Origin of the sequence: Streptomyces sp. HUAS TT7 (assembly GCF_051550175.1) — a bacterium.
Classification (GTDB): Bacteria; Actinomycetota; Actinomycetes; order Streptomycetales; family Streptomycetaceae; genus Streptomyces.
The window spans coordinates 1,859,312-1,881,347 of sequence record NZ_CP196175.1 but is presented as its reverse complement, the minus strand read 5'-3'; the positions used below and the strand labels follow the sequence as shown (position 1 = coordinate 1,881,347).

Sequence of the window (22,036 nt, the reverse complement as noted above, 5' to 3'; positions counted from 1 at the left end):
CTCACACCGTGACGCACTCACCGGACCCCCGCGCGGAACTCGGCGCGTTCCTGCGCTCGCGCCGTGAACGCCTGGCGCCGGCCGCCCTCGGGCTGCCCGTCGCACCGCGGCGCCGCACCCCGGGCCTGCGCCGTGCGGAGGTCGCCGAGTCCGCCGGGATCAGCACCTCCTGGTACGCGTGGCTGGAGCAGGGCCGGGTACGCACCTCCGAGCAGGTGCTGCGGTCGGTCGCGCGGGCGCTTCGTCTCGACGCGGCCGAGACCGCACACGTGCTGTCGTTCGTCGAGGACGCGCCGCCGACGGGCGCCGCCCCGGCCAGCTGGGTCTCGCCGAACCTGCGCTCCCTGGTCGACGCGATGCTTCCGCGTCCCGCGATGGTCATCGACCCGCACTGGGACCTGCTCGCGTGGAACGCCTCGTACGCGGCCCTCCTGACCGACCTCGCCCGGCTGCCGCCCAAGCGGCGCAACATGCTGTGGCTGGTGTTCCGCTGGCCGCCGTGCCGGACGCTGCTCGCCGACTGGGAGGCCGAGGCCCGTTCCCTGCTCGGCCAGTTCAGGGCCCGGGCCGCCCACCACCCCGACGACCCCCGGTACGCCGAGATCATCGAGGCGATCCGCGCCGACCCCTGTGCCGCGCGCTGGCTCGACGAGCGGGAGACCGCCGCCTTCCGCCCGGCCGTCAAGCGCTTCTGGCACCCGGTGGCGGGCGAGCTGCGTCTTCGCTCGGTCAAGCTCGCCGCGGTCGACGAACCCGGCCACCACTTCCTCGCCTATCTGCCGGACGGCCCGGACTCCGAGGCGGCCCTGCACCGGCTGAGCTGAAAGGCGCTGAAGGGCGCGCCCGATCGGCCGTCCCAGCAGGTCGATTCGGGGTTTCGGCCGCTGCGCGCGTCGGTAGGTACCAGACTCCCCACTGAACAGCTGTTGCTGATGTTGCGGATACAGGAGAGCAGAACGATGCGGATTCCGATGACGGTCTCGGACTTCCTCGACCGGGCAGAGCTGGGTTTCTCCTCCAGTACCGGCGTCGTCGACGAGCCGGACCAGCCGGGCCCACCGGTGCACGGCCTCACCTATGGACGGGTCGCCGAGCGGGTGCGCGCCTGGCAGGCGGGACTCGACGCGCTCGGTGTCGGCGAGGGCGAGCGGGTGGCGGTCGTCAGCCACAACTCGGCGCGCCTGCTTGAGCTGTTGTTCGCGGTGCCGATGAGCGGCCGGATCTGCGTACCGGTCAACTTCCGCCTCAAGCCGGAGGAGATCGAGTACGTGGTGCGGCAGAGCGGGGCCTCGGTCCTGCTCGTCGACCCGGAGGTGGACGACGCGCTGTCTGCCGTCAAGGCCCGCCACCGGTTCGTGCTCGGCGAGCAGACCGAGAACGAGGTGATGCGGTTCGGCGTGGAGCCGCGCCCGTGGTCGAACCCGGACGAGGACGCGACGGCCACGATCAACTACACCTCCGGAACTACCGCACGGCCCAAGGGAGTTCAGCTCACCCATCGCAACATCTGGGTCAACGGCCTGACGTTCGGGCTGCACACCCGGGCCTGGGAGGGTGACGTCTATATGCACACCCTGCCGATGTTCCACTGCAACGGCTGGGGCATGCCGTACGTGATGGCCGGACTCGGCGTCAAACAGGTCGTGCTGCGCAAGGTCGACGGGGCCGAGATCCTGCGCCGGGTGGAGGAGCACGGGGTCACGCTGATGTGCGGGGCGCCCGCGGTGTGGAACATGGTCCTGGACGCGGCGGCGTCGTGGCAGGGCGAGATCCCGGGCCGCGATCGCGTGCGGGTCGTCTGCGCGGGGGCGCCCCCGCCGACCCGCATGATCCAGCGCATGGACGAGGAACTGGGCTGGGAGTTCACCCAGATCTACGGCCTCACCGAGACGTCCCCGCTGCTCACCATGAACCGGAGCCGGCCCGCCGACAAGGAGCTGCCGTCGGCCGAGCGGGCGCGCAATCTGTCCCGGGCCGGCGTGCCCGCCCTCGGCGTCAAGCTGAAGGTGTCCGACTCCGGCGAGGTGCTCGCCCGCTCCAACGTGGTGCTCGACGGCTACTGGGAGAAGCCGGAGGAGACCGCGGCGGCTCTGGAGGACGGCTGGTTCCACACCGGTGACGGCGGCACGATCGACGAGAGCGACGGCTCCCTGACGATCTCGGACCGCAAGAAGGACGTCATCATCACGGGCGGCGAGAACGTGTCCTCGATCGAGGTGGAGGACGCGATCTTCAGTCACCCGGCGGTCGCCGAGGTCGCCGTCATCGGAGTGCCGCACGAGAAGTGGGGCGAGACGATCAAGGCGCTGATCGTCCTCGCGGAAGGCGCCTCGGTGACGGAGGCCGACATCATCGCGTACTGCAAGGAGCGCCTCGCCCGCTACAAGGCACCGACCTCGGTCGAGTTCCGCGAGGCCATCCCGCGCACCGCCACCGGCAAGATCCAGAAGTTCAAACTCCGCGAGCCGTACTGGTCGGGCCTCGGCCGTGAGATCAACTGACGTGCCCTGTAAGGGAGTTGGCGTACGCCTGTGAGCCCGGTCGCTCCGTGTGGGGCGGGGCGGCCGGGGTCGCAAGGTGCGTATGTGATCGACCTCACATCCCCTCTCGTTGACCATCACATTGGTGTGAAGGTTCGAGCATTCACACATGTCGATCAGTGAGAAGCAGACCCCAGTTGCTCCCCGAGTCGGAATCAAGAATCAGAGTGACCAGAAGCTGCCCTTGCTCGCGCTGCTCGCGCTGGCCACGGCGGTCTTCATCACGAGCCTGACCGAAACGCTGCCCGCGGGCCTGCTGCCCGCGATGAGTTCGGACCTGCGTGTCAGCGAGTCCGCGACCGGCCAGACGGTCACGATCTACGCCATCGGCACGGCCCTCACCGCGATCCCCCTGACCGCCGCGACAGCGGCCTGGCGGCGCAAGCGGCTGCTCCTGGTGTCGATGGCGGGGTTCGCCGTGGCCAACACGGTGACCGCCCTTTCGGGCAACTACTCCGTGACGATGGTGGCCCGGTTCGTCGCCGGTGTGGCCGCGGGCCTGGCCTGGGCCCTGCTCGCCGGATACGCCCGCCGCATGGCGCCGGCGCACCTGCAGGGCAAGGCGATCGCCATCGCGATGGCCGGCATCCCGGTCGCACTCTCCCTGGGCGTTCCGGCCGGCACCTTCCTGGGCAAGGCCGTCAACTGGCAGGTCGCCTTCCTGGTCATGACCGGGCTCACCGTGCTCCTGCTCGCCTGGATCGGCGCGCTGGTCCCGGACTACCCGGGCCGGCGGCGGAGTGAGAAGACGCCCATGACCGCGGCGCTGAAGGTTCCCGGAGTCACCTCCGTCCTGTTCGTGACCCTGGTCTTCGTGCTCGCCCACACCATCCTCTACACATTCATCGCGACTTTCCTCGACGAGCTCGGCATGGGCAACTCCACCGACCTGGTGCTCCTGGTGTTCGGCGCCGCCTCGCTGGTGAGCATCTGGGTGGTCGGCGCGCAGATCAACCGCCGGCTGCGTGCGCTGATGATCGCGAGCACCCTGCTGATCGCCGTAGCGGCCGCCATCCTCGCCGTCCTCTCGGACAGCACCGCCATGGTGTACGTCGCCGTCACCCTGTGGGGGCTCGGCTGGGGCGGCGCCCCGACCCTGCTGCAGACCGCGGTCGGCGACGCGGGCGCTGAGCACGCGGACGCGGCCCAGGCCATGCTGGTGACGCTGTGGAACGTGGCGATGGCCGGAGGCGGCATCGTCGGCGGCATCCTGCTGAACCTGCTCGGCTCGACCTCCTTCCCCTGGAGCATCCTGGTTCTGCTCGCGCCGGTCCTCCTCGTGGTCCTGGCCGCCCGCGCCCACGGATTCCCCGCCGAACGCGGCAGTGCCGCCTGAGGAACGACGACGCCGGACACCGCGGCCCGATGCCGCTGTGTCCGGCGTTCGCCGTCGACTGCCGGGTGGGAACGCCGACTTGACCCTCACACATATGTGAGGGCTGGAGGGTGTGGTCATGACCTCACCGATGCTCAACCATGTCGAATGCGGCGACGGAACCCCTCTGCTGATGCTGCACGGGTTCACCATCGACCACTGCCTCCTGCTGCCCCTGGAATCCGTGTTCGCCGACCGTCCGGACTGGCGCCGCGTCTACGTCGACCTGCCCGGCTCGGGCCAATCGCCGCGACCACGTGCTGCCCGGCCTGCGCGCCCACCACCGGGGCGATGCCGCCGACGTACGCCGTCCTCGACGGAGCCGGCCACAACGTCCACCTCGACCAGCCCGGCCTCGTCCACGCGCTGTTCACCCGCTGGCTCGATGAACTGGACGCCCGCCGAGTCGATCTTCCCCTCGCGCAAGCCTAGGCAGGTCAGGGCCGGTCGGGGCATGCTGGGGGACTCGGCTGAGGAAGTGAGGCGCGCTGCGATGGTGACTGGCTCGTACGCCCATGGGGTGAGCGGTACCGCCCTGCTCGGCGACACGATCGGCGGCAACCTGGACCGTGCGGTCCAGGCGTACGGGGAGCGAGAGGCGCTCGTCGACGTCGCCTCCGGCCGGCGCTGGACGTACGCCCAATTCGGCGCGGATGTCGAGCAGTTGGCCTGTGCGCTGCTCGCCACCGGGGTCGCCAAGGGGGACCGGGTCGGAATCTGGGCGGTGAACTGCCCCGAGTGGGTGCTCGTCCAGTACGCCACCGCGCGGATCGGCGCGATCATGGTGAACATCAACCCGGCCTACCGCGTGCACGAGCTGGAGTACGTGCTGCGCCAGGCCGGGATCTCCGTGCTCTTCGCCTCGCTGTCCCACAAGTCGAGCGACTACCGGGCGATGGTCGAGCAAGTGCGCGGCGGCTGCCCGGCGTTGCGGCGGACCGTGTTCATCGGCGACCCCGGATGGGGCCGCCTCATGGCCGACGGTGTGGGGCGCCCGCGTGCGGAACTGGCGGCCCGCGAGGCGGAGTTGTCCTGCGACGACCCGGTCAACATCCAGTACACCTCGGGTACGACCGGCTTCCCGAAGGGGGCCACGCTCTCCCATCACAACGTCCTCAACAACGGTTACTTCGTGGGGGAGTTGCTCGCCTACACCGAGGCCGACCGGATCTGCGTTCCGGTGCCCTTCTACCACTGTTTCGGCATGGTCATGGGGAATCTGGCGGCCACCTCGCACGGCGCGTGCATGGTGATCCCGGCCGCGTCCTTCGACCCGGAGGCGACGCTGCGGGCCGTCGAGCAGGAGCGCTGCACCTCGCTCTACGGGGTGCCCACGATGTTCATCGCCGAGCTGAACCTGCCCGGCTTCGCCGCGTACGACCTCTCCTCGCTGCGTACCGGCATCATGGCGGGCTCGCCGTGCCCCGCCGAGGTCATGAAGCGGGTGGTCGCCGAGATGCACATGGCCGAGGTGTCCATCTGCTACGGCATGACCGAGACCTCCCCGGTCTCCACCCAGACCCGCACGGACGACGACCTGGAGCGGCGCACCGGCACGGTCGGCCGGGTCATGCCGCATGTCGAGGTGAAGATCGTCGACCCGGCGAGCGGCGTCACCGTCCCGCGCGGCGAGCCGGGCGAGCTGCGCACCCGGGGCTACAGCGTGATGCTCGGCTACTGGGACGAGCCGGAGCGGACCGCCGAGACCATCGACGCCGGGCGCTGGATGCACACCGGCGACCTCGCGGTGATGCGCGAGGACGGCTACGTCGAGATCGTCGGCCGCATCAAGGACATGATCATCCGGGGCGGCGAGAACGTGTACCCGCGCGAGATCGAGGAGTTCCTGTACCGGCATCCCAAGATCGCCGACGTGCAGGTGGTCGGGGTCCCCGACGCGAAGTACGGAGAGGAGATCCTGGCCTGTGTCATCCCGCGCGACCCGGCCGACCCGCCCACCCTGGACGAGGTCACCGCGTACTGCCGCGAGCGGCTCGCCCACTACAAGATCCCCCGCCACCTGCGGATTCTCGACGCGTTCCCGATGACGGTGAGCGGCAAGGTCCGCAAGGTGGAGCTGCGGGAGGGCTACGGCGCGTGATCAGGCACCCGTCGTGACGAGTTCCTGAGCCGCGTCGTTCACCGGCTGCGGCGTGCCCGTCAGGTCCAGGACGAACAGCGGGACGCGCAGCTGGTCGGCGCGCGCCCTGGCGTCCTGCGCGTATCCGGCGAGCGAGAAGTGGACGCTGCGCGCCGATGCGGTCATCCCGTGCAGCCACAGGCACTCGACGGCTCTCAGTGAGGCGGGCCGCGTCGTCGGGTCCACCTGGGCCACCAGGCCGCGGCCGCGCAGGTCGATGCCGGAGGCCGGGGGCGGCTCGGCCTGCAGTATGTCGCTGAAGCCGAGCCAGGTCAGATAGAGCCCGGCCGCGGTCACCGCGTCCCTCGCGGTACGGATCGTGAGCGGCCGGAACGCCGTGCGGGCCCGTACCGCCGACGGCTGCGGGACCTGCACGGGCGCGGGCGGCGCCGTCACGGGCCGCACCGGCACCTTCAGAACGCAGCCGCAGGAGCAGCCGAGCTCGGGCTGCGGCCACTGGCTCTGCCGCCCGCAGGCCCGGCACCGGACCGTGACCCAGGCGTCCGTCCAGGTGCGATGTGTGATCGGCGAGGGCGCGGCACCCCGCTGGATGGGCGGCGCGAGCGGGGCCCCGCAGACGCAGGGGTAGGCCGGCGGCACAAAGACGTGCTCGCGCCGACAGGTCGGACAGCGCACCGGTACGCCGTCACCGCTCATCCGCCCCCACCTCCATGACGACGCGACCCCGTACGTGTTCCGCTCCGCGCCCGACGTGGTTCCCCGGCGCGGCCTGCCCGGGGGGTTCCGCGGTCCATGGTCCATCAACCGCGACCGCGGTGTGGCCGATTCGCGCATCCCGGCCCTCCCTTGACGCGCTGGCGAACCCGTCCTACATTGCTTCCACATAGCAGAATGATACTTCCGCATTACGGAATAAGGCTCGAAGGTGGCGCGGCCAGCGGCCCGCCGGAGCCGAGTCCGCCGGCCGAAGCAGGAGCACCCCATGCCTCGTATGACCGCTGCCCGAGCGGCAGTTGAGATCCTCAAGCTCGAAGGCGTCAGCCACGCCTTCGGCGTGCCGGGCGCGGCGATCAACCCCTTCTACAAGGCGCTCAAGGAGGGCGGTGGCATCAACCACACGCTCGCCCGCCACGTCGAAGGCGCCTCCCACATGGCGGAGGGCTACACGCGCTCCAACCCGGGCAACATCGGTGTCTGCATCGGCACGTCGGGCCCCGCGGGCACCGACATGATCACCGGCCTGTACTCGGCTATCGCCGACTCGATCCCGATCCTGTGCATCACCGGCCAGGCCCCGGTCGCCAAGCTGCACACCGAGGACTTCCAGGCCGTCGACATCGCCTCGATCGCCAAGCCGGTCACCAAGGCCGCGACCACCGTCCTGGAGGCCGCCCAGGTCCCCGGCGTCTTCCAGCAGGCCTTCCACCTGATGCGCTCCGGCCGTCCCGGCCCGGTCCTCATCGACCTGCCGATCGACATCCAGCTGACCGAGATCGAGTTCGACCCCGAGACGTACGCGCCGCTGCCCGTCTACAAGCCGGCCGCGACCCGCGCCCAGGCCGAGAAGGCGATCCAGTTCCTGCTGGAGTCCGAGCGCCCGCTGATCGTCGCCGGTGGCGGCATCATCAACGCGGACGCCTCCGACCTGCTGGTCGAGTTCGCCGAGATCACCAACACTCCGGTCATCCCCACCCTGATGGGCTGGGGCGCCATCGCCGACGACCACGAGCTGAACGCCGGCATGGTCGGCGTCCAGACCGCCCACCGCTACGGCAACGCCACGTTCCTGGAGTCGGACTTCGTCCTGGGCATCGGCAACCGCTGGGCCAACCGCCACACCGGCTACAAGCTGGACGTCTACCGCGGTGACCGCAAGTTCGTCCACGTCGACATCGAGCCCACCCAGATCGGCAAGATCTTCGCCCCGGACTTCGGCATCGCCTCCGACGCCAAGGCCGCCCTGGAGCTCTTCGTCGAGGTCGCCAAGGAGCTGAAGGCCGCCGGCGAGCTGCCCGACCGCTCCGCCTGGGTCGCCTCCCACCTGGAGCGCAAGGCCACCCTCCAGCGCCGCACGCACTTCGACAACGTGCCGATGAAGCCGCAGCGGGTCTACGAGGAGATGAACAAGGCCTTCGGCCCGGAGACGCGCTACGTCACCACCATCGGCCTCTCCCAGATCGCCGGCGCGCAGATGCTGCACGTCTACAAGCCGCGCAACTGGATCAACTGCGGCCAGGCAGGGCCGCTCGGCTGGACCATCCCGGCCGCGCTGGGTGCCGCGACCGCCGACCCGGAGGTCCCGGTCGTCGCCCTGTCCGGCGACTACGACTTCCAGTTCATGCTGGAGGAGCTGGCGGTCGGCGCACAGCACAAGATCCCGTACGTCCACGTTCTCGTGAACAACGCCTACCTGGGCCTGATCCGTCAGGCGCAGATCGGCCTGGACATCAACTTCCAGGTCAACCTGGAGTTCGAGAACATCAACTCCCCGGAGCTGGGCGTCTACGGCGTCGACCACATCAAGGTCGTCGAGGGCCTGGGCTGCAAGGCCATCCGCGTCACCGAGCCGGACCAGCTGCTGCCGGCGTTCGAGGAGGCCAAGAAGCTGGCCGCCGAGTTCCGCGTCCCGGTCGTCGTCGAGGCGATCCTGGAGCGCATCACCAACATCGCGATGAGCAAGACGGCCGACATCAGCGATGTCTCCGAGTTCGAGGAGCTGGCCACCGAGCCGGGCCACGCCCCGACGGCGATCCGCCCCCTCCAGGCTTCCTGAGCCACCCAAACGGTCCGGCCTCCGTTCTCCCGCACTGGGGAGCGGGGGCCGGACGCATGCGGTGGGCTAACGCGCGCTCTCCTCGCGTTCGAGCAGCGTCTTGAGCGTGGAGAGGATCATCACCCAGCCATCGCTCACACCCTTGAGCATCTCGCTGTCCACGCTGTCGAAGCCGTCGTGCGTGATGGTCAGCTTCACCCCGAGCGCGGGCGTCTCGGCCGGCTGGATGTCGAACGCGACCTGGGACTGCTCGGTGCGCGCACTCTCGAACTCGCCTTCCGTGTCGAAGAGCTGACGGTGCATCGGAAGCAGCCGGTGCCAGGTGTACGCGAGCTTCCGGCCCGGCACCGCCTCTATCACCGCCTGGCCGAGATCCTCGTACGTGCCGTCCGGGCCCATCTTCCACAGCACCGGCGAGCCCACCTTCCAGTCGGACATGGGCCCCCAGCCGCCGAAGTACTCCTGCGCGAACTCGGCGTCCGTCAGGGCCTCGTAGAGGCGCTCGGGAGTGGTCCGGATGTAGATGACATAGACGAACTCGGGTTTTTCCATGGCGAGTTGCTCCTCCAAACCGCACGTCAGCCTGCCGGGCGCGTCGAGTCTGCCGCGCTCGTACTTGCCGATCCAGCGCTCCGACAGCTCCTGGATCGGCACCGGATTCAGGTAATGGATCTTCTCCCGGCCGCGCCGCACGGACGTGACAAGGCGCGCCGTTTCGAGCAACGCGAGATGCTTGCTCACCGCCTGGCGTGACATGGCGAGGCCCTCGCACAGCTCCCGCAGCGTCTGCCCGTTCCGCGCCCGGAGCCGGTCGAGCAGCCGCCGCCGGCTGGCGTCGGCCAGCGCCCTGAAGACGTCGTCCACGCGCGCCTCCGGCGTTGTGCGTACGTACCTCCGAGGCGGCCGCCCGCACACCCGGGACGTCGCGGCCGAGCACGGCTCGTTTCCAGATTTGCAACCCAGGGGTTGCGTGTCAATTCGTGACGATTTTCGCACCAGGATGCGTTCCGGTCGGCGCAGATACCGGATCGATTCCCCATCGTCATCCGGCGGGCCTGCCCTTCAGGCCGTTTCGCGGCGCATACTGGGGTGACGATGACGAAGCCATCCGCGCCCCGGCGCCACCTGCCCACCAGCCCCTTCAAAGCTCCGGACGCTCCGGCGGCCAAGCACTTCATCCTGGGAGACCGGGTCACACACGACCAGTTCGGCCTGGGCACCATCATCGGGGTTGAGGACGGCGTCGCGATGCTCGTCGACTTCGGCTCCCGCCAGGCCCGAATCGTCAGCCCGTACACGCGCATGGACAAGCTCTAAATCGCGCCGCGGGCAAGAGCCGCCGGCCCGGACCGCAGCCGCGGATCGGGCCGGGGGTGGGTCCCTGCGGCGCCGCGAGGACTGCCCTTCCGAGTGAAATCGCCGCGCCCCCGACCGCATCCACAGAGCCCGCAATCCGTACGGCCCCTATCCAGCCCGGGCCTACCCCATCCATACGGGCGGTATCCAACCCCGGGTGTATGAACCGCCCCTTGCCCCGATACCGGAGTCGGACGTGTTCCGACACCTGAGGCGGACGTGTGCGCACGGACGGTCCGCCTAGCGTGTCGTCCATGGTCAAAATCTCCCGCGCGGCCGCGGCCGTCGCCCTGTCCTTAGCCCTCGCGGCCCCGCTCGCCGCGGCGACCACCGCCCAGGCCGCCCCGCCGAAGCCTCCCGCCAACTCGACGCACGCCGCCTCGACGCTCGCCGCCGAGCGGATCGAACTCCCTCGCCCGACCGGCCAGTACGCGATCGGCGCCGACACCCTGCACTTCGTCGACCACTCCCGCCGCGACCCCTGGGTGCCGGGCCAGGACCGCGAGCTCATGGTGACCCTCACCTACCCGGCGGCCCGCCCCGGCACCGGCCACCCCGCCCCGTACACCACCTCTGCCGAGGCCCCGGTCCTCCTGAAGGAGCTCGGGATCGACCCCGCGAGGGCGGGGGAGGTCACCGGTACGAGGACACACGCCCGGCTCGGCGCGCAGCCCGCGCGGGGCGGCCATCCTCTGATCGTGCTCTCACCGGGCTTCGGCGCCCCGCGCTATTCGCTCACCACCCTCGCCGAGGACCTCGCGAGCCGCGGCTACGTCGTCGCGTCGGTGGACCACGCCTACGAGTCGTTCGGCACGAGTTTCCCCGGCGGCCGCCTGCTGACCTGCGTCGCCTGCAAGGCCATGCAGGACGGCACACCCGGCAGCGTGGTCACCGCGACGCGCGCGGCCGACACGTCGTACCTCCTGGACCGCCTCACCGGAAAACACCCGGCCTGGCGGTACTCCTCCGCGATCGACGAGCGGCACATCGGCATGGCGGGTCACTCCATCGGCGGGGCCGCCGCGCTCGCCGCCATGACGCGCGACGGGCGCATCGATGCCGGGGCCAACATGGACGGGGCGTTCTGGGACACGCTGCCGCCCAAGGGGCTGGGCGGGCGGCCGTTCATGATGCTGGGCACCGACGACGAGACGCACCGTCCCGGCGGCAAGGACAAGACGTGGGACGCCACGTGGCCCGCCCTCGACGGCTGGAAGCGCTGGCTGACCGTCGCCGGAGCCGAGCACATGACGTTCTCCGACGAGCCGGTGATCGCCGACCACTTCGGCCTCCCGCACTCGCCGCTGCCCGCGCAGCGCTCCGTCGCCCTCATCCGGACGTATGTGGGTGCCTTCTTCGACCAGCAGTTGCGGGGCGTCGAGCAGCCGGTCCTCGCGGGACCGACCGCCGCCAACCCCGAGGTGACGTTCAACAGCCCCTGACCGCGGGCCGCCCCCAACCGGGGCTTACCGCCCGGGTCTACCCCGGTTCCAACCCCCGGTTGACGACCCCGGCCGGGCCGGATCGGCAAGGTGTGGTGAGTCGCGAGAGCGCTCGTGGAACCCACTCGACCAGGGGGGAACGATGGCACCCATCCGCAAGGCGACGATAGCTGTGGCCGTGCATCGGCTGGGCCCCACCCCTCCAGACCGGGGGGTGGGGCCTAGCCCTTGTTCTGTCCCGAGCCACCAACTCTGTTTGCCTATAGAGCCATTGATGAATCGTCATCAACGATGGATGCGAGCTGAGTGAGGGAGTCGATCCGCCAGTCCGCAGCCGCGGCGACCTCCGGGTCGTCCGCCCACCAGTGCCCCCATGGCCCGCGCCTCAGGTGTGCGACGCGCAGCCCGGCCGCCTTGGCGGGGAACACGTCGTTCACGGGGTGATCGCCGACGTACACGGTCTCGTGCGGAGCCGACTCGGCCGCCTCCAACACCCGCTCGAAGAAGGCGGGTTGGGGCTTGGAGACACCCCATTCGTCGGAGGTGACCACCAGGTCGGCGGGCAGGTCGAGGCGGCGCAGGAGTTCGCCGGCGCGGGCCGTCTGGTTCCCGGCGACGATGACCTGGATTCCGAGCTCGCGGAGCCCGCCGAGGGCGGGCCGTACGTCGTCGTACAGGTCGGTCTCGTCGAGGTGCTCACCACGGCCCGCCGCCTCACGGGCCAGGTACGCCTCGCGGACGTCCATGCCGGGTTTGAGTATGCGCAGCGCGTCCGCGGAGTCGCGCCCTTGAGTGACGACCGCCCCGACGAGCGCGGCGAGGGTGTGCCTGGGCACGCCGATCCAGTCGGCCCAGGATGCCCAGTAACGGTCGTCGCGTACGAGTGTTTCGCCCATGTCGAGCACGATGGTCTCAATCATCGAGGCCGATCCTAGGCGGTGCGGCGGGCATGTACGTGGGACGACGCCACCATGAGCCGGCCGGCGCCGCCGCCACGAGCCGGCTCGCCCCGCCGCTACTCGTCGTTCACTGCCCCTACAACGCGGACTGGAATGCGGACGCGGAGGGCACGGTGTCACCCACCGTCGTGATGCGGTCGAGGGCGACGGGGGTGAGCCCCGCGTGCTGGGCGGCGGCGCGGGCGGCGAGCGCCACGCGGGGGCCGGTCGCGGCGACCGGGAGGGTGCGGCGGGCGGCGGCGGATACAAGCATCGTGGTCATGCCTCATTGTGCATGGCCGGGCCTTGTGCTGTGCGCCGTTTCGGATGGCTCAAGTGACGGTTGTACGTGGGTGGTTGTCGTGCCGGATGGCTGATCGCCAGGCTCTGCGGCGCGGAGGACGCCGGGACCGAGCGGGAGCCGCCGACTCAGGGGGAGGGGGCGGCTCCCGTCACTCACGTGACCTCTTCCGTGACCTTTGCCGTGATCTTCCAGGGCGCGACGACGAGAGGGCATACGCGGCCGGGGTCGGGGCGGCAGGACCGGGTGGCGCCGACCATGACGACGCCGGGTTTCTCGGCGTGGAAGACGGCGCTGGCACCGCCCGCCGGTGTGGTGCCGGCGGAGGTCCGCCGGAGCGGCCCGAAGTCGCCGGATTGCGGAACGCTCCAGGTGTAGCTGAGCCCTTGGGAACGAGAGCCGGTGAGCCGGACCTCGACGTCGTCGCCGGCCGTGAGGACGATGCTCCGGTCGTCGTCGGAGTTCGTCAGCACGACACGTTTGGCTGCGGGGGCGTGGTGTTTCGAGGGGGAGCGGGGGTGGGCGGTAGCCGGTGCGGCGGCGGTGCTCACGGCCGATGCCAGCCCCAGCGCCAGCCCCCAAGCCAGCGGAACGGCAAGGTACTTCGATGCCTTCGTCTTCAAGACCCCTCCGAGGGTAGCCGGACCAGGCAGAACGACGGGTTCTGCGCACGGGGATCAGGGTGGCGCGCGCTCGGGCCGAAGCCGCTACTTTTGGGGTTGAATACACCGAATTGGTGACGGCGGATACCGAACCCTTTACGGGGGCGCCCCGGCAGGCCGGAAGCGAGGCGTCCCGGGTCCGGGATCACACCTTGGCGGAGCCCTTCCGTCAGACAACGACCTCGGTGCTCGGCTGCCGCTCGGAGAACCACCCGGATGGGGAGACGTCCCTCAGCAGCCGACGCACGTCCGCCTCGAAGGCGTCGCAGCGTTCACTCGACGGCTCGGCGAGTGGCCTCGCTGATCATCCCGCTGTCGGGGTCGACCCCGACGACCTCACTGAACAAGTGCCCCAGGCTCAGGGCGAGGGTGCCAGGCCCGCATCCCACATCGATGAGCCGGCCGCGCCCGTCGAGCTTGAGAACGGTGGCGAGTTCGCCGCGCGGGCCCGGCGCCCCGAAAAGATCAAGGCCCCATCCGAATCAACGAATGAGGCCTTGATCGTCGGACGCTCGGTTCGGGACCGTAAACCGAACCCAGCGTCCTGGCTGTGGAGTTGTTGCCGCCCGGCGGAACGAGGCTGGCGCGACAGGACGTTCGCACCGCCGGGCGGGGTTCTTGGGGGGAGGTTGCCGGGATCGCGGCGGCGGCGATTGGTGTGGGCGCCGGGGGCCTTCCTTCAGGTCAGGAAGGGCGGCGCTCACGCCTTCACCACCGCACTGGCATCGCCACGCCGCCGCGATCCTCGGGTTGTCCATATCCGCCGACCACCCCTCATCCGGGTCGGCGGATCGGACTGTGCAGGGGAATTGACCTCCCGTCAAATCCCTTGCACGGTCTGGGAGTTACCTCGTCGGACCGGGCCGACTAGTCCTCGCGCAGGGCGCGGACCGCTTCCTCGACGCGCTTGCCGTAGTCGGCGTCCGCGGCGTGGAAGTGGGCCAGGTTCTTCTCGATGACGTCGTCGCGGGAGACCTGGGAGAGGCCGCCGGCGATGTTCGCGATGAGGCGGGCCTTCTCGTCGTCCGACATCAGGCGGTACAGCTCGCCGGCCTGGAAGAAGTCGTCGTCCTTCACATGGGCCGGGGCGGCGTGCGTGCCCGTGTAGCCGTGGATGGCGAGCGGGGCCGAGAGTGCCGCGTCGGTCTGGGCGGGGCCCGAGTACGAGTTGGGCTCGTAGTTCTTGTCGGTGCGCCGTCCGTTGCGGGTCGCCATCAGGCCGTCGCGGCCGTAGTTGTCCGCGCTCCCCCCGGAAACAGCCTTCGGGGCGTTCACCGCGAGCTGGGTGTGGTTGACGCCCAGGCGGTAGCGGTGCGCGTCGGCGTAGGCGAACAGGCGGCCCTGGAGCATCTTGTCCGGGGACGGGCCGATGCCGGGAACGAAGTTGTTCGGCGAGAAGGCCGACTGCTCGACCTCCTGGAACACGTTGTCCGGGTTGCGGTCCAGGACCAGGCGGCCCACGCGCTGCAGCGGGTAGTCGCTGTGCGGCCACACCTTGGTGAGGTCGAACGGGTTGAAGCGGTAGTCCGCGGCCTCGGCGGCGGGCATGATCTGGACGTACAGCGTCCAGGACGGGTTCACGCCGCGCTCGATGGCCTGCAGCAGGTCCGTCTGGTGGCTGTTCGCGTCCTTGCCGACCTGCTCGGCGGCCTGCTCGGAGGACAGGCAGCGGATGCCCTGGTTGGTCTTGAAGTGGTACTTGACGAAGAAGGCCTCGCCCTGCGCGTTCGTCCACTGGTAGGTGTGCGAACCGTAGCCGTTCATGTGGCGGTACGAGGCCGGGATGCCGCGGTCGCCCATGAGCCAGGTGACCTGGTGGGTGGCCTCGGGGGCGTGCGCCCAGAAGTCCCAGACGTTGTCCGGCTCCTGCTTGCCCGTGAACGGGTCGCGCTTCTGGGAGTGGATGAAGTCGGGGAACTTGATGGGGTCCTTGATGAAGAAGACGGGCGTGTTGTTGCCTACGAGGTCGTAGTTGCCCTCCTCCGTGTAGAACTTCAGCGCGAAGCCGCGCGGGTCGCGGACCGCGTCCGCGCCGCCGAGCGAGTCGGCCACGGTGGAGAAGCGGATGAACGTCTCCGTGCGCTTGCCCACCTCGCCGAGGAAGTCGGCCTTGGTGAAGCCGGTGACGTCGTCGGTCACCTCGAAGTAGCCGTACGCGCCGGAGCCGCGGGCGTGCACCACACGCTCCGGGATGCGCTCACGGTTGAAGCGCGCGAGCTTCTCCAGGAGGTGCTGGTCCTGGAGCAGGATGGGGCCACCGACGCCGGCGGTGGCGGAGTTCTGGTTGTCGGCGACGGGGGCGCCGGACTCGGTCGTAAGCACGCGCTTCGACATGGTGACCTTCCGTACTGGAGCTGCACCGCTGAGCTGTTCCGCGGTTCCTGGAGCGTAAATACGCCCGGAAGGGAACGTCAACAGTTTGTTGAAAGACGAGGTGTGAGCTTCCGGGCGGCGGCGGCGCCTGGGCGCGACAGGACAGGTGTCAGCGCCGCCGCCACCCGGAAATCAGGGGCCCCCGAAGGGGTGTTTCCGGCGGGTCAGACCTGCGAGCCGGAGAGGCGCTCGACGGCGCGGAGCAGGGCGGAGTGGTCCAGGCCGCCGTCGCCCTGGGCGCGCAGTGAGGCAACCAGCTGGGCCACGACCGCGCCGACCGGAAGAGCCGCGCCCACGTTGCGGGCGGCGTCGGTGACGATGCCCATGTCCTTGTGGTGCAGGTCGATCCGGAAGCCGGGCTTGAAGTCCCGGTTCAGGAAGTTGTCCTTCTTGCGGGTCAGCACGGTCGAGCCGGCCAGACCGCCGTTGAGGACGTCCAGGGCGGCGGTGAGGTTCACGCCGGACTTCTCAAGGAAGACGACGGCCTCGGCGCAGGCCTGGATGTTGACCGCGACGATGAGCTGGTTGGCGGCCTTCACCGTCTGGCCGGAGCCGTGCGGGCCGCAGAGCACGATGGTCTTGCCGAGGGCCTGAAGGATCGGCAGCGCCGCGTCGAAGTCGGCCTGCTCGCCACCCACCATGATCGACAGGACGGCCTCGATGGCGCCGGCCTCGCCGCCGGAGACGGGGGCGTCCAGGACGCGGATGCCCTTCTCGGCGGCGTTCTTGGCGAGGTCGACCGAGGTCTGCGGGGTGATCGACGACATGTCGACGATCAGCGCGCCCTGCTTGGCGTTGGCCAGGATGCCGGCCTCACCGTACGCGATGGCCTCCACCTGGGGGGACGCCGGGACCATCGTGATGATCACGTCGGCGTCCTTGACGGCCTCGGCGATCGAGCCGGCCGCGGTGCCGCCGGCCGCCGCGAGGCGGTCCAGCTTGTCCTGCTCCAGGGTGAAGCCGGTGACCGAGTAACCGGCCTTGATCAGGTTCTCGGACATGGGGGAGCCCATGATGCCGAGGCCGACCCATGCGATCTTGGGGAGGTTGCTCATGAGGGTGCTGCCTTCCTAAAAGCTTTGGTACGTCGAGAAGTTGAGGCCCGGGGGGCGTGCCTCAGCGGGCCGCGCGGGCCTCGGCGGGGAGCCACTCGAAGGAGGCGGCGGCGTCGGCGGCCTTGTACTCCAGGCCCACCCAGCCGTCGTAGCCGGCCTTGCCCAGCTGGTCGAGGAGCTCTTCGAGCGGCAGCGAGCCGGTGCCCGGCGCGCCGCGGCCCGGGTTGTCGGCGATCTGCACGTGGCCGGTCTTGTCGGCGTACGCCTCGATGACCTCGGCGACGTTCTCGCCGTTCATCGAAAGGTGGTAGATGTCGAGCAGGAACTTGGCGTTGCCAAGACCCGTCGCGGCGTTCACCTTGTCGATGACTTCGATGGCGGCGGGGGCGCTCACCAGCGGGTAGAGCGGCGACTCCGGCTTGTTCAGGGTCTCGACCAGGAGGATCGCGCCGACCCGGTCGGCCGCGCGGGCCGCCAGGACGAGGTTCTCCAGGGCGAGCGCGTCCTGCACCTGCGGGTCCGCGCCCTCGACGCGGTTGCCGTAGAGCGCGTTGAGCGCCTTGCAGCCGACCGAGGCGGCGAAGTCGGCCGCCACCTCGATGTTGGCGCGGAAGCGGTCCGACTCCTCACCGGGAACCGACAGCGCGCCGCGGTCCGGGCCCGGCAGGGCGCCGGCGTAGAAGTTGAGGCCCACCAGCTGGGTGCCGGCGTCGTCGAGCGCCTTCTTCAGGGCGTCGAGCTCGGCCTGCTCGGGGGTGGGGGTCTCGATCCAGGGCCACCACAGCTCGACCGCCGTGAAGCCCGCCGCGGCCGCGGCCGCCGGGCGCTCCAGGAGCGGGAGTTCCGTGAAGAGGATCGAAAGGTTTACATCGAAGCGCTGGTTCGAGTAGCCCATGAGGGGTGTGCGCTCCTTCCGTATTGCGGAAGTTGTTTTCTGCTTGATGGAAGGTTGCAGGGGGAGCGGCGAGCTTGTCAAGAGGGCCTCCCGGATTTCGTCCACCTCGCAGTAGGTTGAGCGCGTGCGATTGAGAGTGGAGTTCACGACCGAGCCCTTCGACCTCGACGAGGCGCCCCCGCATGCGGTGGTCGCCCGCGACGTCATCCAGGCGGCCCGGCTCGACGCGGTCGACGTCGGCCCCTTCGGCAATACCGCGGAGGGCGGCGCGGATGAGGTGCTCACCGCGGTGGACGCGCTGCTGCGCAAGGCCCTGGCAGCGGGCGCCACCCGCGTCTCGCTCCAGGTCAACGTGATCGGGGAGGGCGAGAAGTGACCGAACCCGCGGACCACCCTCTGATCCAGGCCGTCAAGCCGCTCGTCGACGCCATGGGTGCGGAGATAGTGGCGCCCGCCCACGCGCTGCCCGACGACGTGGTGCTCGCCTGGGAGGGCGAGGATGTGGTGGCCGTGCGGCTGCCCCAGCTCTCCGACTCGCTGGATCACATCCTGGCCGCCATGGAGCGGCGCCACGGCATGCCGCTCGCGTCCCTGGACCGCAAGGCCAAGCAGTCCGCCGTACGGACCCTGGAGGCACGCGGCGCCTTCTCGGTGCGACACGGCGTCGAGACGGTCGCCTCGGCCCTCGGAGTCAGCCGGTTCACCGTGTACAACTACCTCAACCGGGACTCCAAGAGCGACTGAGCGAGCACGCTCGGTGCCTGGTCAGGCGCCCCCGCGCAACGAACCGCCGCCCGGACACCGGGCGGCGGTTTTTGTAACGCGAAGTTTTCAACAAAGTGTTGACGTGATGTTTCGGAGGGCGTTAGCTATCCGCAGCCCGTTCAGCACCAAGGCCACGGAGGCCGCCGTGACTACGACTTCGACGCCGGGCCTCGCCCGGTTCAACACCTCACGGGATGATGCGGCCCTCGCCGCGCTCCACGAGGTGTGCGCCAGTTCGGCGTGGGGGAGCAAGCTGCTCGCCCAGCGCCCGTACGCCACCGCAGAGGACCTCTTCACCGCCAGTGACGCCGCTCTGGCCGAGCTGGGTGTGAAGGACCTGGAAGAGGCGATGGCAGGGCACCCGCCGATCGGCCGGCCGAAGCCCGGTGACCCCACCTCCGCACGTGAACAGCGCGGAATGGCCGGGGCCTCCGAGGCCCTCAAGGCCGAGCTGCTCGAACTGAACCTGGCCTACCAGGAGAAGTTCGGCCATGTCTTCCTGATCTGCGCGACCGGTGCCACCGGTGAGCAGATGCGCGACGCGGTGAAGACCCGGATCGGCAACACCGCCGAGGAGGAGCGCGAGATCGTGCGCACCGAACTCGGGAAGATCAACCGAATCCGGCTGACCCGTCTCGTAGAAGAGGACAAGGACTGATGAGCACCGCGACCACCGCCTCGGTGTCCACGCACATCCTGGACACCAGCATCGGACGCCCCGCCGAGGGCGTCGCCATCTCGCTGGCGGCCCGCTCGGGCTCCGACGCGGAGTGGATCTCGCTCGGCGGCTCCGCGACCGACGCGGACGGGCGCTGCAAGGACCTGCCGGCCCTGCCGGAGGGCACCACCCACGTACGACTCGACTTCGAGGTCGAGACGTATTTCACGCGTTCAATCAAGACAGTGAAGCAAGCCGAGGCGCAGCAGGACGCCCCCCGCGTAAGGGACAGCGGTGCGTTCTTCCCGGAGGTGGCGATCACTTTCGCCGTCACCCCGGGCGAGCACTATCACGTACCGCTGCTGCTCAACCCGTTCGGCTACTCCGTTTACCGAGGGAGCTAGCAGACATGCCCACGATTCTCGGCCAGAACCAGTACGGCAAAGCAGAGAACCGCGTCGTCAAGATCACGCGGGACGGCGACACGCACCACATCAAGGACCTCAACGTCTCCGTCGCCCTGTCCGGCGACATGGAGGACGTGCACTACTCCGGCTCGAACGCCAACGTGCTCCCGACCGACACCACCAAGAACACGGTGTACGCGTTCGCCAAGGAGTACGGCATCGAGTCCGCCGAGCAGTTCGGCATCCACCTCGCACGGCACTTCGTGACCTCGCAGGAGCCGATCAAGGTCGCGCGCATCCGCATCGAGGAGTACGCCTGGGAGCGCATCGAGACCTCCGAGGCCAACTCGAAGTTCATCGGCTCCGACGACGTCAAGCACTCCTTCGTCCGCAAGGGCCAGGAGACCCGGGTCACCCAGATCACCTACGACGGTGAGAAGTGGGAGGTCATCTCGGGCCTCAAGGACCTCGTCGTGATGAACTCGACGAACTCCGAGTTCTGGGGCTACGTCAAGGACAAGTACACGACGCTCCAGGAGGCCTACGACCGCATCCTGGCGACGCAGGTCTCGGCCCGCTGGCGCTTCAGCTGGAGTGACGACGAGCAGAAGGCGCCGAACTGGGAGAAGTCCTACGAGCAGGTGCGCAAGCACATGCTGCAGGCCTTCGCCGAGACGTACTCGCTCTCGCTCCAGCAGACCCTGTACCAGATGGGTTCGCGCATCATCAACAACCGGTCCGAGATCGACGAGGTTCGCTTCTCGCTGCCGAACAAGCACCACTTCCTGGTGGACCTCGAACCGTTCGGGCTCAAGAACGACAACGAGGTCTACTTCGCGGCGGACCGTCCGTACGGTCTGATCGAGGCGACCGTCCTGCGCGACGGCGTCGAGCCGCAGATCCCGGTCGACATGACCAACCTCTGACGCGGCACTGAGCCCGCCCCAGCCCGGCCCCAGTCGGGCGGGGGCCGGCCAGACCGGAGGGACATCCCATGGCACAGCCCGCAATGGGGCCGGCAACAGCCGACGGCCCATGTACCAACCCACCTGAAGGTGCCGTGCACCCGGTGGACGAAAAGCTTCCTGCCGCGCGGCTCGTTCCCGCGGCGCTCCAGCACATCGCCGCCATGTACGCGGGCGTCGTCACCCCTCCGCTCATCATCGGCCAGGCCGTCGGCCTGGACACCGCGGGACAGACCCGTCTGATCGCGGCCAGCCTGCTCATCGCCGGGCTCGCCACCGTCCTGCAGACCCTCGGCGTCGCGAACTTCGCCGGCAACCGGCTCCCGTTCGTCAACGCCGCCTCGTCGGCCGGCATCGCGCCCATGCTCGCGATCGCCGAAACCAGCGCCAAAGGCCATCAACTCCCCGCCATCTACGGCGCGGTGATGGTCGCCGGAGTCTTCTGCCTCCTGGTGGGGCCCTTCTTCGGCCGGCTGCTGCGTTTCTTCCCGCCGCTGGTGACCGGTGTCGTGATCACGCTCATCGGCGTCACGCTGATGCCCGTACCCGTGTCCTGGGCCCAGGGTGGCGACAAGAACGCCGCCGACTTCGGGTCCATGAACCACCTGGCGCTCGCCGCCTTCACGCTCGTCGTGATCCTGCTCTTCCAGCGCTTCGGCCGCGGCTTCCTGCGCCAAGTCGCCCTGCTGCTCGGCCTGTTGACCGGCACGCTCGCGGCGATCCCCTTCGGGATGGCCGACTTCTCCGCCCTGAAGTCCGCGCCCGTCGCGGCCCTGCCGACGCCGTTCTCCTTCGGCGCCCCCGAGTTCCACCCCGCCGCCGTCCTGTCGCTGTGCATCGTGATGCTGGTCCTGATGACCGAGTCCAGCGCCGGCATGCTGGCCGTCGGCGAGATCTGCGAACGCCGCACCGACGGGCGCACCATCGCCCGCGGCCTGCGCACCGACGGCATCGCGACCCTGCTCGGCCCGGTCTTCGGCGGCTTCCCGACCAGCGCGTTCGCCCAGAACGTCGGCGTCGTCTCGCTGACTCGCGTACGCAGCAGGTACGTTGTCGCCGTCGCGGGCGGAGCCCTGCTCGTGCTCGGCGCCTTCCCGGTGCTCGGCGCGGTCGTCTCGCTGGTCCCGATGCCCGTCCTCGGCGGCGCCGGAATCGTCCTGTTCGGCTCGATCGCGGTGAGCGGTATCCGTACCCTCTCCGAGGCCGGGCTCGACGACAGCTCCAACATCGTCCTGGTGGCCGTGGCGCTCGGGGCGGGCATCATCCCGCTCGCCGCGCCCACCTTCTACGCCGGATTCCCCGCCTGGGCACAGACCGTGCTCGGGTCCGGCATCAGTGCGGGAGCGCTCGCCGCGGTCCTGCTCAACCTTTTCTTCCACCATCTCGGCACCCGGAGCAGCGTCACCGCCCCGGTACTCAAATCCTCGTAG

At 69.6% G+C, this 22,036-nt stretch carries 22 protein-coding genes and 1 pseudogene; 14 read left to right on the top strand and 9 right to left on the bottom strand.

Annotation, left to right across the window (positions count from 1 at the left end; genetic code table 11):
- Positions 1-8 precede the first annotated feature (8 nt).
- The 5 genes from ACSHXC_RS08350 to ACSHXC_RS08330 all read left to right on the top strand — a co-directional run bounded on the left by ACSHXC_RS08350 (position 9) and on the right by ACSHXC_RS08330 (position 6,016).
- The gene (locus ACSHXC_RS08350) at positions 9-824 is read left to right on the top strand and encodes a helix-turn-helix domain-containing protein (RefSeq protein WP_438290957.1); all 816 of its coding nucleotides are present in this window, start codon (positions 9-11) and stop codon (positions 822-824) included.
- Between the two features lie 135 nt (positions 825-959).
- Complete coding sequence (locus tag ACSHXC_RS08345; RefSeq protein WP_438290956.1) at positions 960-2,501, top strand: AMP-binding protein; 1,542 nt, start codon at positions 960-962, stop codon at positions 2,499-2,501.
- A 148-nt stretch (positions 2,502-2,649) separates the two neighbouring features.
- On the top strand, positions 2,650-3,876 hold the full coding sequence (locus ACSHXC_RS08340) for an MFS transporter (protein ID WP_438290955.1): 1,227 nt from the start codon (positions 2,650-2,652) through the stop codon (positions 3,874-3,876).
- 330 nt (positions 3,877-4,206) lie between these two features.
- On the top strand, positions 4,207-4,347 hold the full coding sequence (locus tag ACSHXC_RS08335; RefSeq protein WP_438290954.1) for a hypothetical protein: 141 nt from the start codon (positions 4,207-4,209) through the stop codon (positions 4,345-4,347).
- A gap of 61 nt (positions 4,348-4,408) precedes the next feature.
- The gene (locus ACSHXC_RS08330; RefSeq protein WP_438290953.1) at positions 4,409-6,016 is read left to right on the top strand and encodes an AMP-binding protein; all 1,608 of its coding nucleotides are present in this window, start codon (positions 4,409-4,411) and stop codon (positions 6,014-6,016) included.
- Here ACSHXC_RS08330 and ACSHXC_RS08325 read toward each other — a convergent pair whose 3' ends face one another.
- Positions 6,017-6,712 (bottom strand): hypothetical protein, encoded by a 696-nt coding sequence (locus tag ACSHXC_RS08325; protein WP_438290952.1) that lies wholly within the window; start codon positions 6,710-6,712, stop codon positions 6,017-6,019.
- Positions 6,713-6,998: 286 nt separating this feature from the next.
- Between ACSHXC_RS08325 and gcl the strand changes: the two genes are divergently transcribed.
- Positions 6,999-8,789, top strand: coding sequence for a glyoxylate carboligase (gene gcl, locus ACSHXC_RS08320; protein WP_438290951.1), 1,791 nt, complete (start codon positions 6,999-7,001; stop codon positions 8,787-8,789).
- A 66-nt stretch (positions 8,790-8,855) separates the two neighbouring features.
- Here gcl and ACSHXC_RS08315 read toward each other — a convergent pair whose 3' ends face one another.
- Positions 8,856-9,653 (bottom strand): ArsR/SmtB family transcription factor, encoded by a 798-nt coding sequence (locus tag ACSHXC_RS08315; protein ID WP_438290950.1) that lies wholly within the window; start codon positions 9,651-9,653, stop codon positions 8,856-8,858.
- A gap of 231 nt (positions 9,654-9,884) precedes the next feature.
- On the opposite strand from ACSHXC_RS08315, the gene ACSHXC_RS08310 reads away from it, so the two are divergent.
- Both ACSHXC_RS08310 and ACSHXC_RS08305 read left to right on the top strand, forming a co-directional pair.
- Positions 9,885-10,106, top strand: coding sequence for a hypothetical protein (locus ACSHXC_RS08310; RefSeq protein WP_053725806.1), 222 nt, complete (start codon positions 9,885-9,887; stop codon positions 10,104-10,106).
- 293 nt (positions 10,107-10,399) lie between these two features.
- The gene (locus ACSHXC_RS08305) at positions 10,400-11,587 is read left to right on the top strand and encodes an alpha/beta hydrolase family protein (RefSeq protein ID WP_438290949.1); all 1,188 of its coding nucleotides are present in this window, start codon (positions 10,400-10,402) and stop codon (positions 11,585-11,587) included.
- A gap of 260 nt (positions 11,588-11,847) precedes the next feature.
- Here the strand turns inward: ACSHXC_RS08305 and ACSHXC_RS08300 are convergent, their stop codons facing one another.
- The 7 genes and pseudogenes from ACSHXC_RS08300 to ACSHXC_RS08270 form a co-directional block, all read right to left on the bottom strand.
- Positions 11,848-12,507 (bottom strand): HAD family hydrolase, encoded by a 660-nt coding sequence (locus tag ACSHXC_RS08300; RefSeq protein ID WP_438290947.1) that lies wholly within the window; start codon positions 12,505-12,507, stop codon positions 11,848-11,850.
- A gap of 115 nt (positions 12,508-12,622) precedes the next feature.
- Positions 12,623-12,808 carry a hypothetical protein gene (locus tag ACSHXC_RS08295; RefSeq protein WP_438290946.1) on the bottom strand — a complete coding sequence of 62 codons (186 nt, stop codon included), beginning with the start codon at positions 12,806-12,808 and terminating at the stop codon, positions 12,623-12,625.
- A 173-nt stretch (positions 12,809-12,981) separates the two neighbouring features.
- Positions 12,982-13,449 (bottom strand): hypothetical protein, encoded by a 468-nt coding sequence (locus ACSHXC_RS08290; protein ID WP_438290945.1) that lies wholly within the window; start codon positions 13,447-13,449, stop codon positions 12,982-12,984.
- A gap of 320 nt (positions 13,450-13,769) precedes the next feature.
- Positions 13,770-13,922, bottom strand: a pseudogene (locus tag ACSHXC_RS08285) (methyltransferase domain-containing protein); the annotation flags it as partial.
- 433 nt (positions 13,923-14,355) lie between these two features.
- Positions 14,356-15,822: a catalase gene (locus ACSHXC_RS08280; RefSeq protein ID WP_438290944.1), complete on the bottom strand. Its 1,467-nt coding sequence runs from the start codon at positions 15,820-15,822 to the stop codon at positions 14,356-14,358.
- Positions 15,823-16,025: 203 nt separating this feature from the next.
- A complete protein-coding gene (locus ACSHXC_RS08275; protein ID WP_438290943.1) occupies positions 16,026-16,916 on the bottom strand; it encodes a 2-hydroxy-3-oxopropionate reductase in 891 nt (296 codons plus the stop codon).
- Between the two features lie 61 nt (positions 16,917-16,977).
- Complete coding sequence (locus tag ACSHXC_RS08270; protein ID WP_438290942.1) at positions 16,978-17,811, bottom strand: TIM barrel protein; 834 nt, start codon at positions 17,809-17,811, stop codon at positions 16,978-16,980.
- A gap of 124 nt (positions 17,812-17,935) precedes the next feature.
- On the opposite strand from ACSHXC_RS08270, the gene ACSHXC_RS08265 reads away from it, so the two are divergent.
- The 6 genes from ACSHXC_RS08265 to ACSHXC_RS08240 all read left to right on the top strand — a co-directional run bounded on the left by ACSHXC_RS08265 (position 17,936) and on the right by ACSHXC_RS08240 (position 22,036).
- The gene (locus ACSHXC_RS08265; RefSeq protein WP_053725798.1) at positions 17,936-18,187 is read left to right on the top strand and encodes a hypothetical protein; all 252 of its coding nucleotides are present in this window, start codon (positions 17,936-17,938) and stop codon (positions 18,185-18,187) included.
- Positions 18,184-18,555 carry a helix-turn-helix domain-containing protein gene (locus ACSHXC_RS08260; protein WP_438290941.1) on the top strand — a complete coding sequence of 124 codons (372 nt, stop codon included), beginning with the start codon at positions 18,184-18,186 and terminating at the stop codon, positions 18,553-18,555. Before ACSHXC_RS08265 ends, ACSHXC_RS08260 begins: the two co-directional genes overlap by 4 nt.
- Positions 18,556-18,721: 166 nt before the next feature.
- Positions 18,722-19,234, top strand: coding sequence for a 2-oxo-4-hydroxy-4-carboxy-5-ureidoimidazoline decarboxylase (gene uraD / locus ACSHXC_RS08255; RefSeq protein WP_438290940.1), 513 nt, complete (start codon positions 18,722-18,724; stop codon positions 19,232-19,234).
- Positions 19,234-19,638, top strand: coding sequence for a hydroxyisourate hydrolase (gene uraH, locus ACSHXC_RS08250; protein WP_386139083.1), 405 nt, complete (start codon positions 19,234-19,236; stop codon positions 19,636-19,638). Before uraD ends, uraH begins: the two co-directional genes overlap by 1 nt.
- Positions 19,639-19,643: 5 nt before the next feature.
- Positions 19,644-20,567 (top strand): factor-independent urate hydroxylase, encoded by a 924-nt coding sequence (pucL, locus tag ACSHXC_RS08245; RefSeq protein WP_438290939.1) that lies wholly within the window; start codon positions 19,644-19,646, stop codon positions 20,565-20,567.
- A 68-nt stretch (positions 20,568-20,635) separates the two neighbouring features.
- A complete protein-coding gene (locus ACSHXC_RS08240; RefSeq protein ID WP_438290938.1) occupies positions 20,636-22,036 on the top strand; it encodes a nucleobase:cation symporter-2 family protein in 1,401 nt (466 codons plus the stop codon).

What these genes read in the sequence shown, in the direction of transcription:
- ACSHXC_RS08345 (WP_438290956.1), top strand. Translation starts at nt 960, where the DNA reads ATGCGGATTCCGATGACGGTCTCGGACTTCCTCGACCGGGCAGAGCTG.
- ACSHXC_RS08340 (WP_438290955.1), top strand. Translation starts at nt 2,650, where the DNA reads ATGTCGATCAGTGAGAAGCAGACCCCAGTTGCTCCCCGAGTCGGAATC.
- ACSHXC_RS08335 (WP_438290954.1), top strand. Translation starts at nt 4,207, where the DNA reads ATGCCGCCGACGTACGCCGTCCTCGACGGAGCCGGCCACAACGTCCAC.
- ACSHXC_RS08330 (WP_438290953.1), top strand. Translation starts at nt 4,409, where the DNA reads ATGGTGACTGGCTCGTACGCCCATGGGGTGAGCGGTACCGCCCTGCTC.
- ACSHXC_RS08325 (WP_438290952.1), bottom strand. Translation starts at nt 6,712, where the DNA reads ATGAGCGGTGACGGCGTACCGGTGCGCTGTCCGACCTGTCGGCGCGAG.
- gcl (WP_438290951.1), top strand. Translation starts at nt 6,999, where the DNA reads ATGCCTCGTATGACCGCTGCCCGAGCGGCAGTTGAGATCCTCAAGCTC.
- ACSHXC_RS08310 (WP_053725806.1), top strand. Translation starts at nt 9,885, where the DNA reads ATGACGAAGCCATCCGCGCCCCGGCGCCACCTGCCCACCAGCCCCTTC.
- ACSHXC_RS08305 (WP_438290949.1), top strand. Translation starts at nt 10,400, where the DNA reads ATGGTCAAAATCTCCCGCGCGGCCGCGGCCGTCGCCCTGTCCTTAGCC.
- ACSHXC_RS08300 (WP_438290947.1), bottom strand. Translation starts at nt 12,507, where the DNA reads ATGATTGAGACCATCGTGCTCGACATGGGCGAAACACTCGTACGCGAC.
- ACSHXC_RS08295 (WP_438290946.1), bottom strand. Translation starts at nt 12,808, where the DNA reads ATGACCACGATGCTTGTATCCGCCGCCGCCCGCCGCACCCTCCCGGTC.
- ACSHXC_RS08280 (WP_438290944.1), bottom strand. Translation starts at nt 15,822, where the DNA reads ATGTCGAAGCGCGTGCTTACGACCGAGTCCGGCGCCCCCGTCGCCGAC.
- ACSHXC_RS08275 (WP_438290943.1), bottom strand. Translation starts at nt 16,916, where the DNA reads ATGAGCAACCTCCCCAAGATCGCATGGGTCGGCCTCGGCATCATGGGC.
- ACSHXC_RS08270 (WP_438290942.1), bottom strand. Translation starts at nt 17,811, where the DNA reads ATGGGCTACTCGAACCAGCGCTTCGATGTAAACCTTTCGATCCTCTTC.
- uraH (WP_386139083.1), top strand. Translation starts at nt 19,234, where the DNA reads ATGAGCACCGCGACCACCGCCTCGGTGTCCACGCACATCCTGGACACC.
- pucL (WP_438290939.1), top strand. Translation starts at nt 19,644, where the DNA reads ATGCCCACGATTCTCGGCCAGAACCAGTACGGCAAAGCAGAGAACCGC.
- ACSHXC_RS08240 (WP_438290938.1), top strand. Translation starts at nt 20,636, where the DNA reads ATGGCACAGCCCGCAATGGGGCCGGCAACAGCCGACGGCCCATGTACC.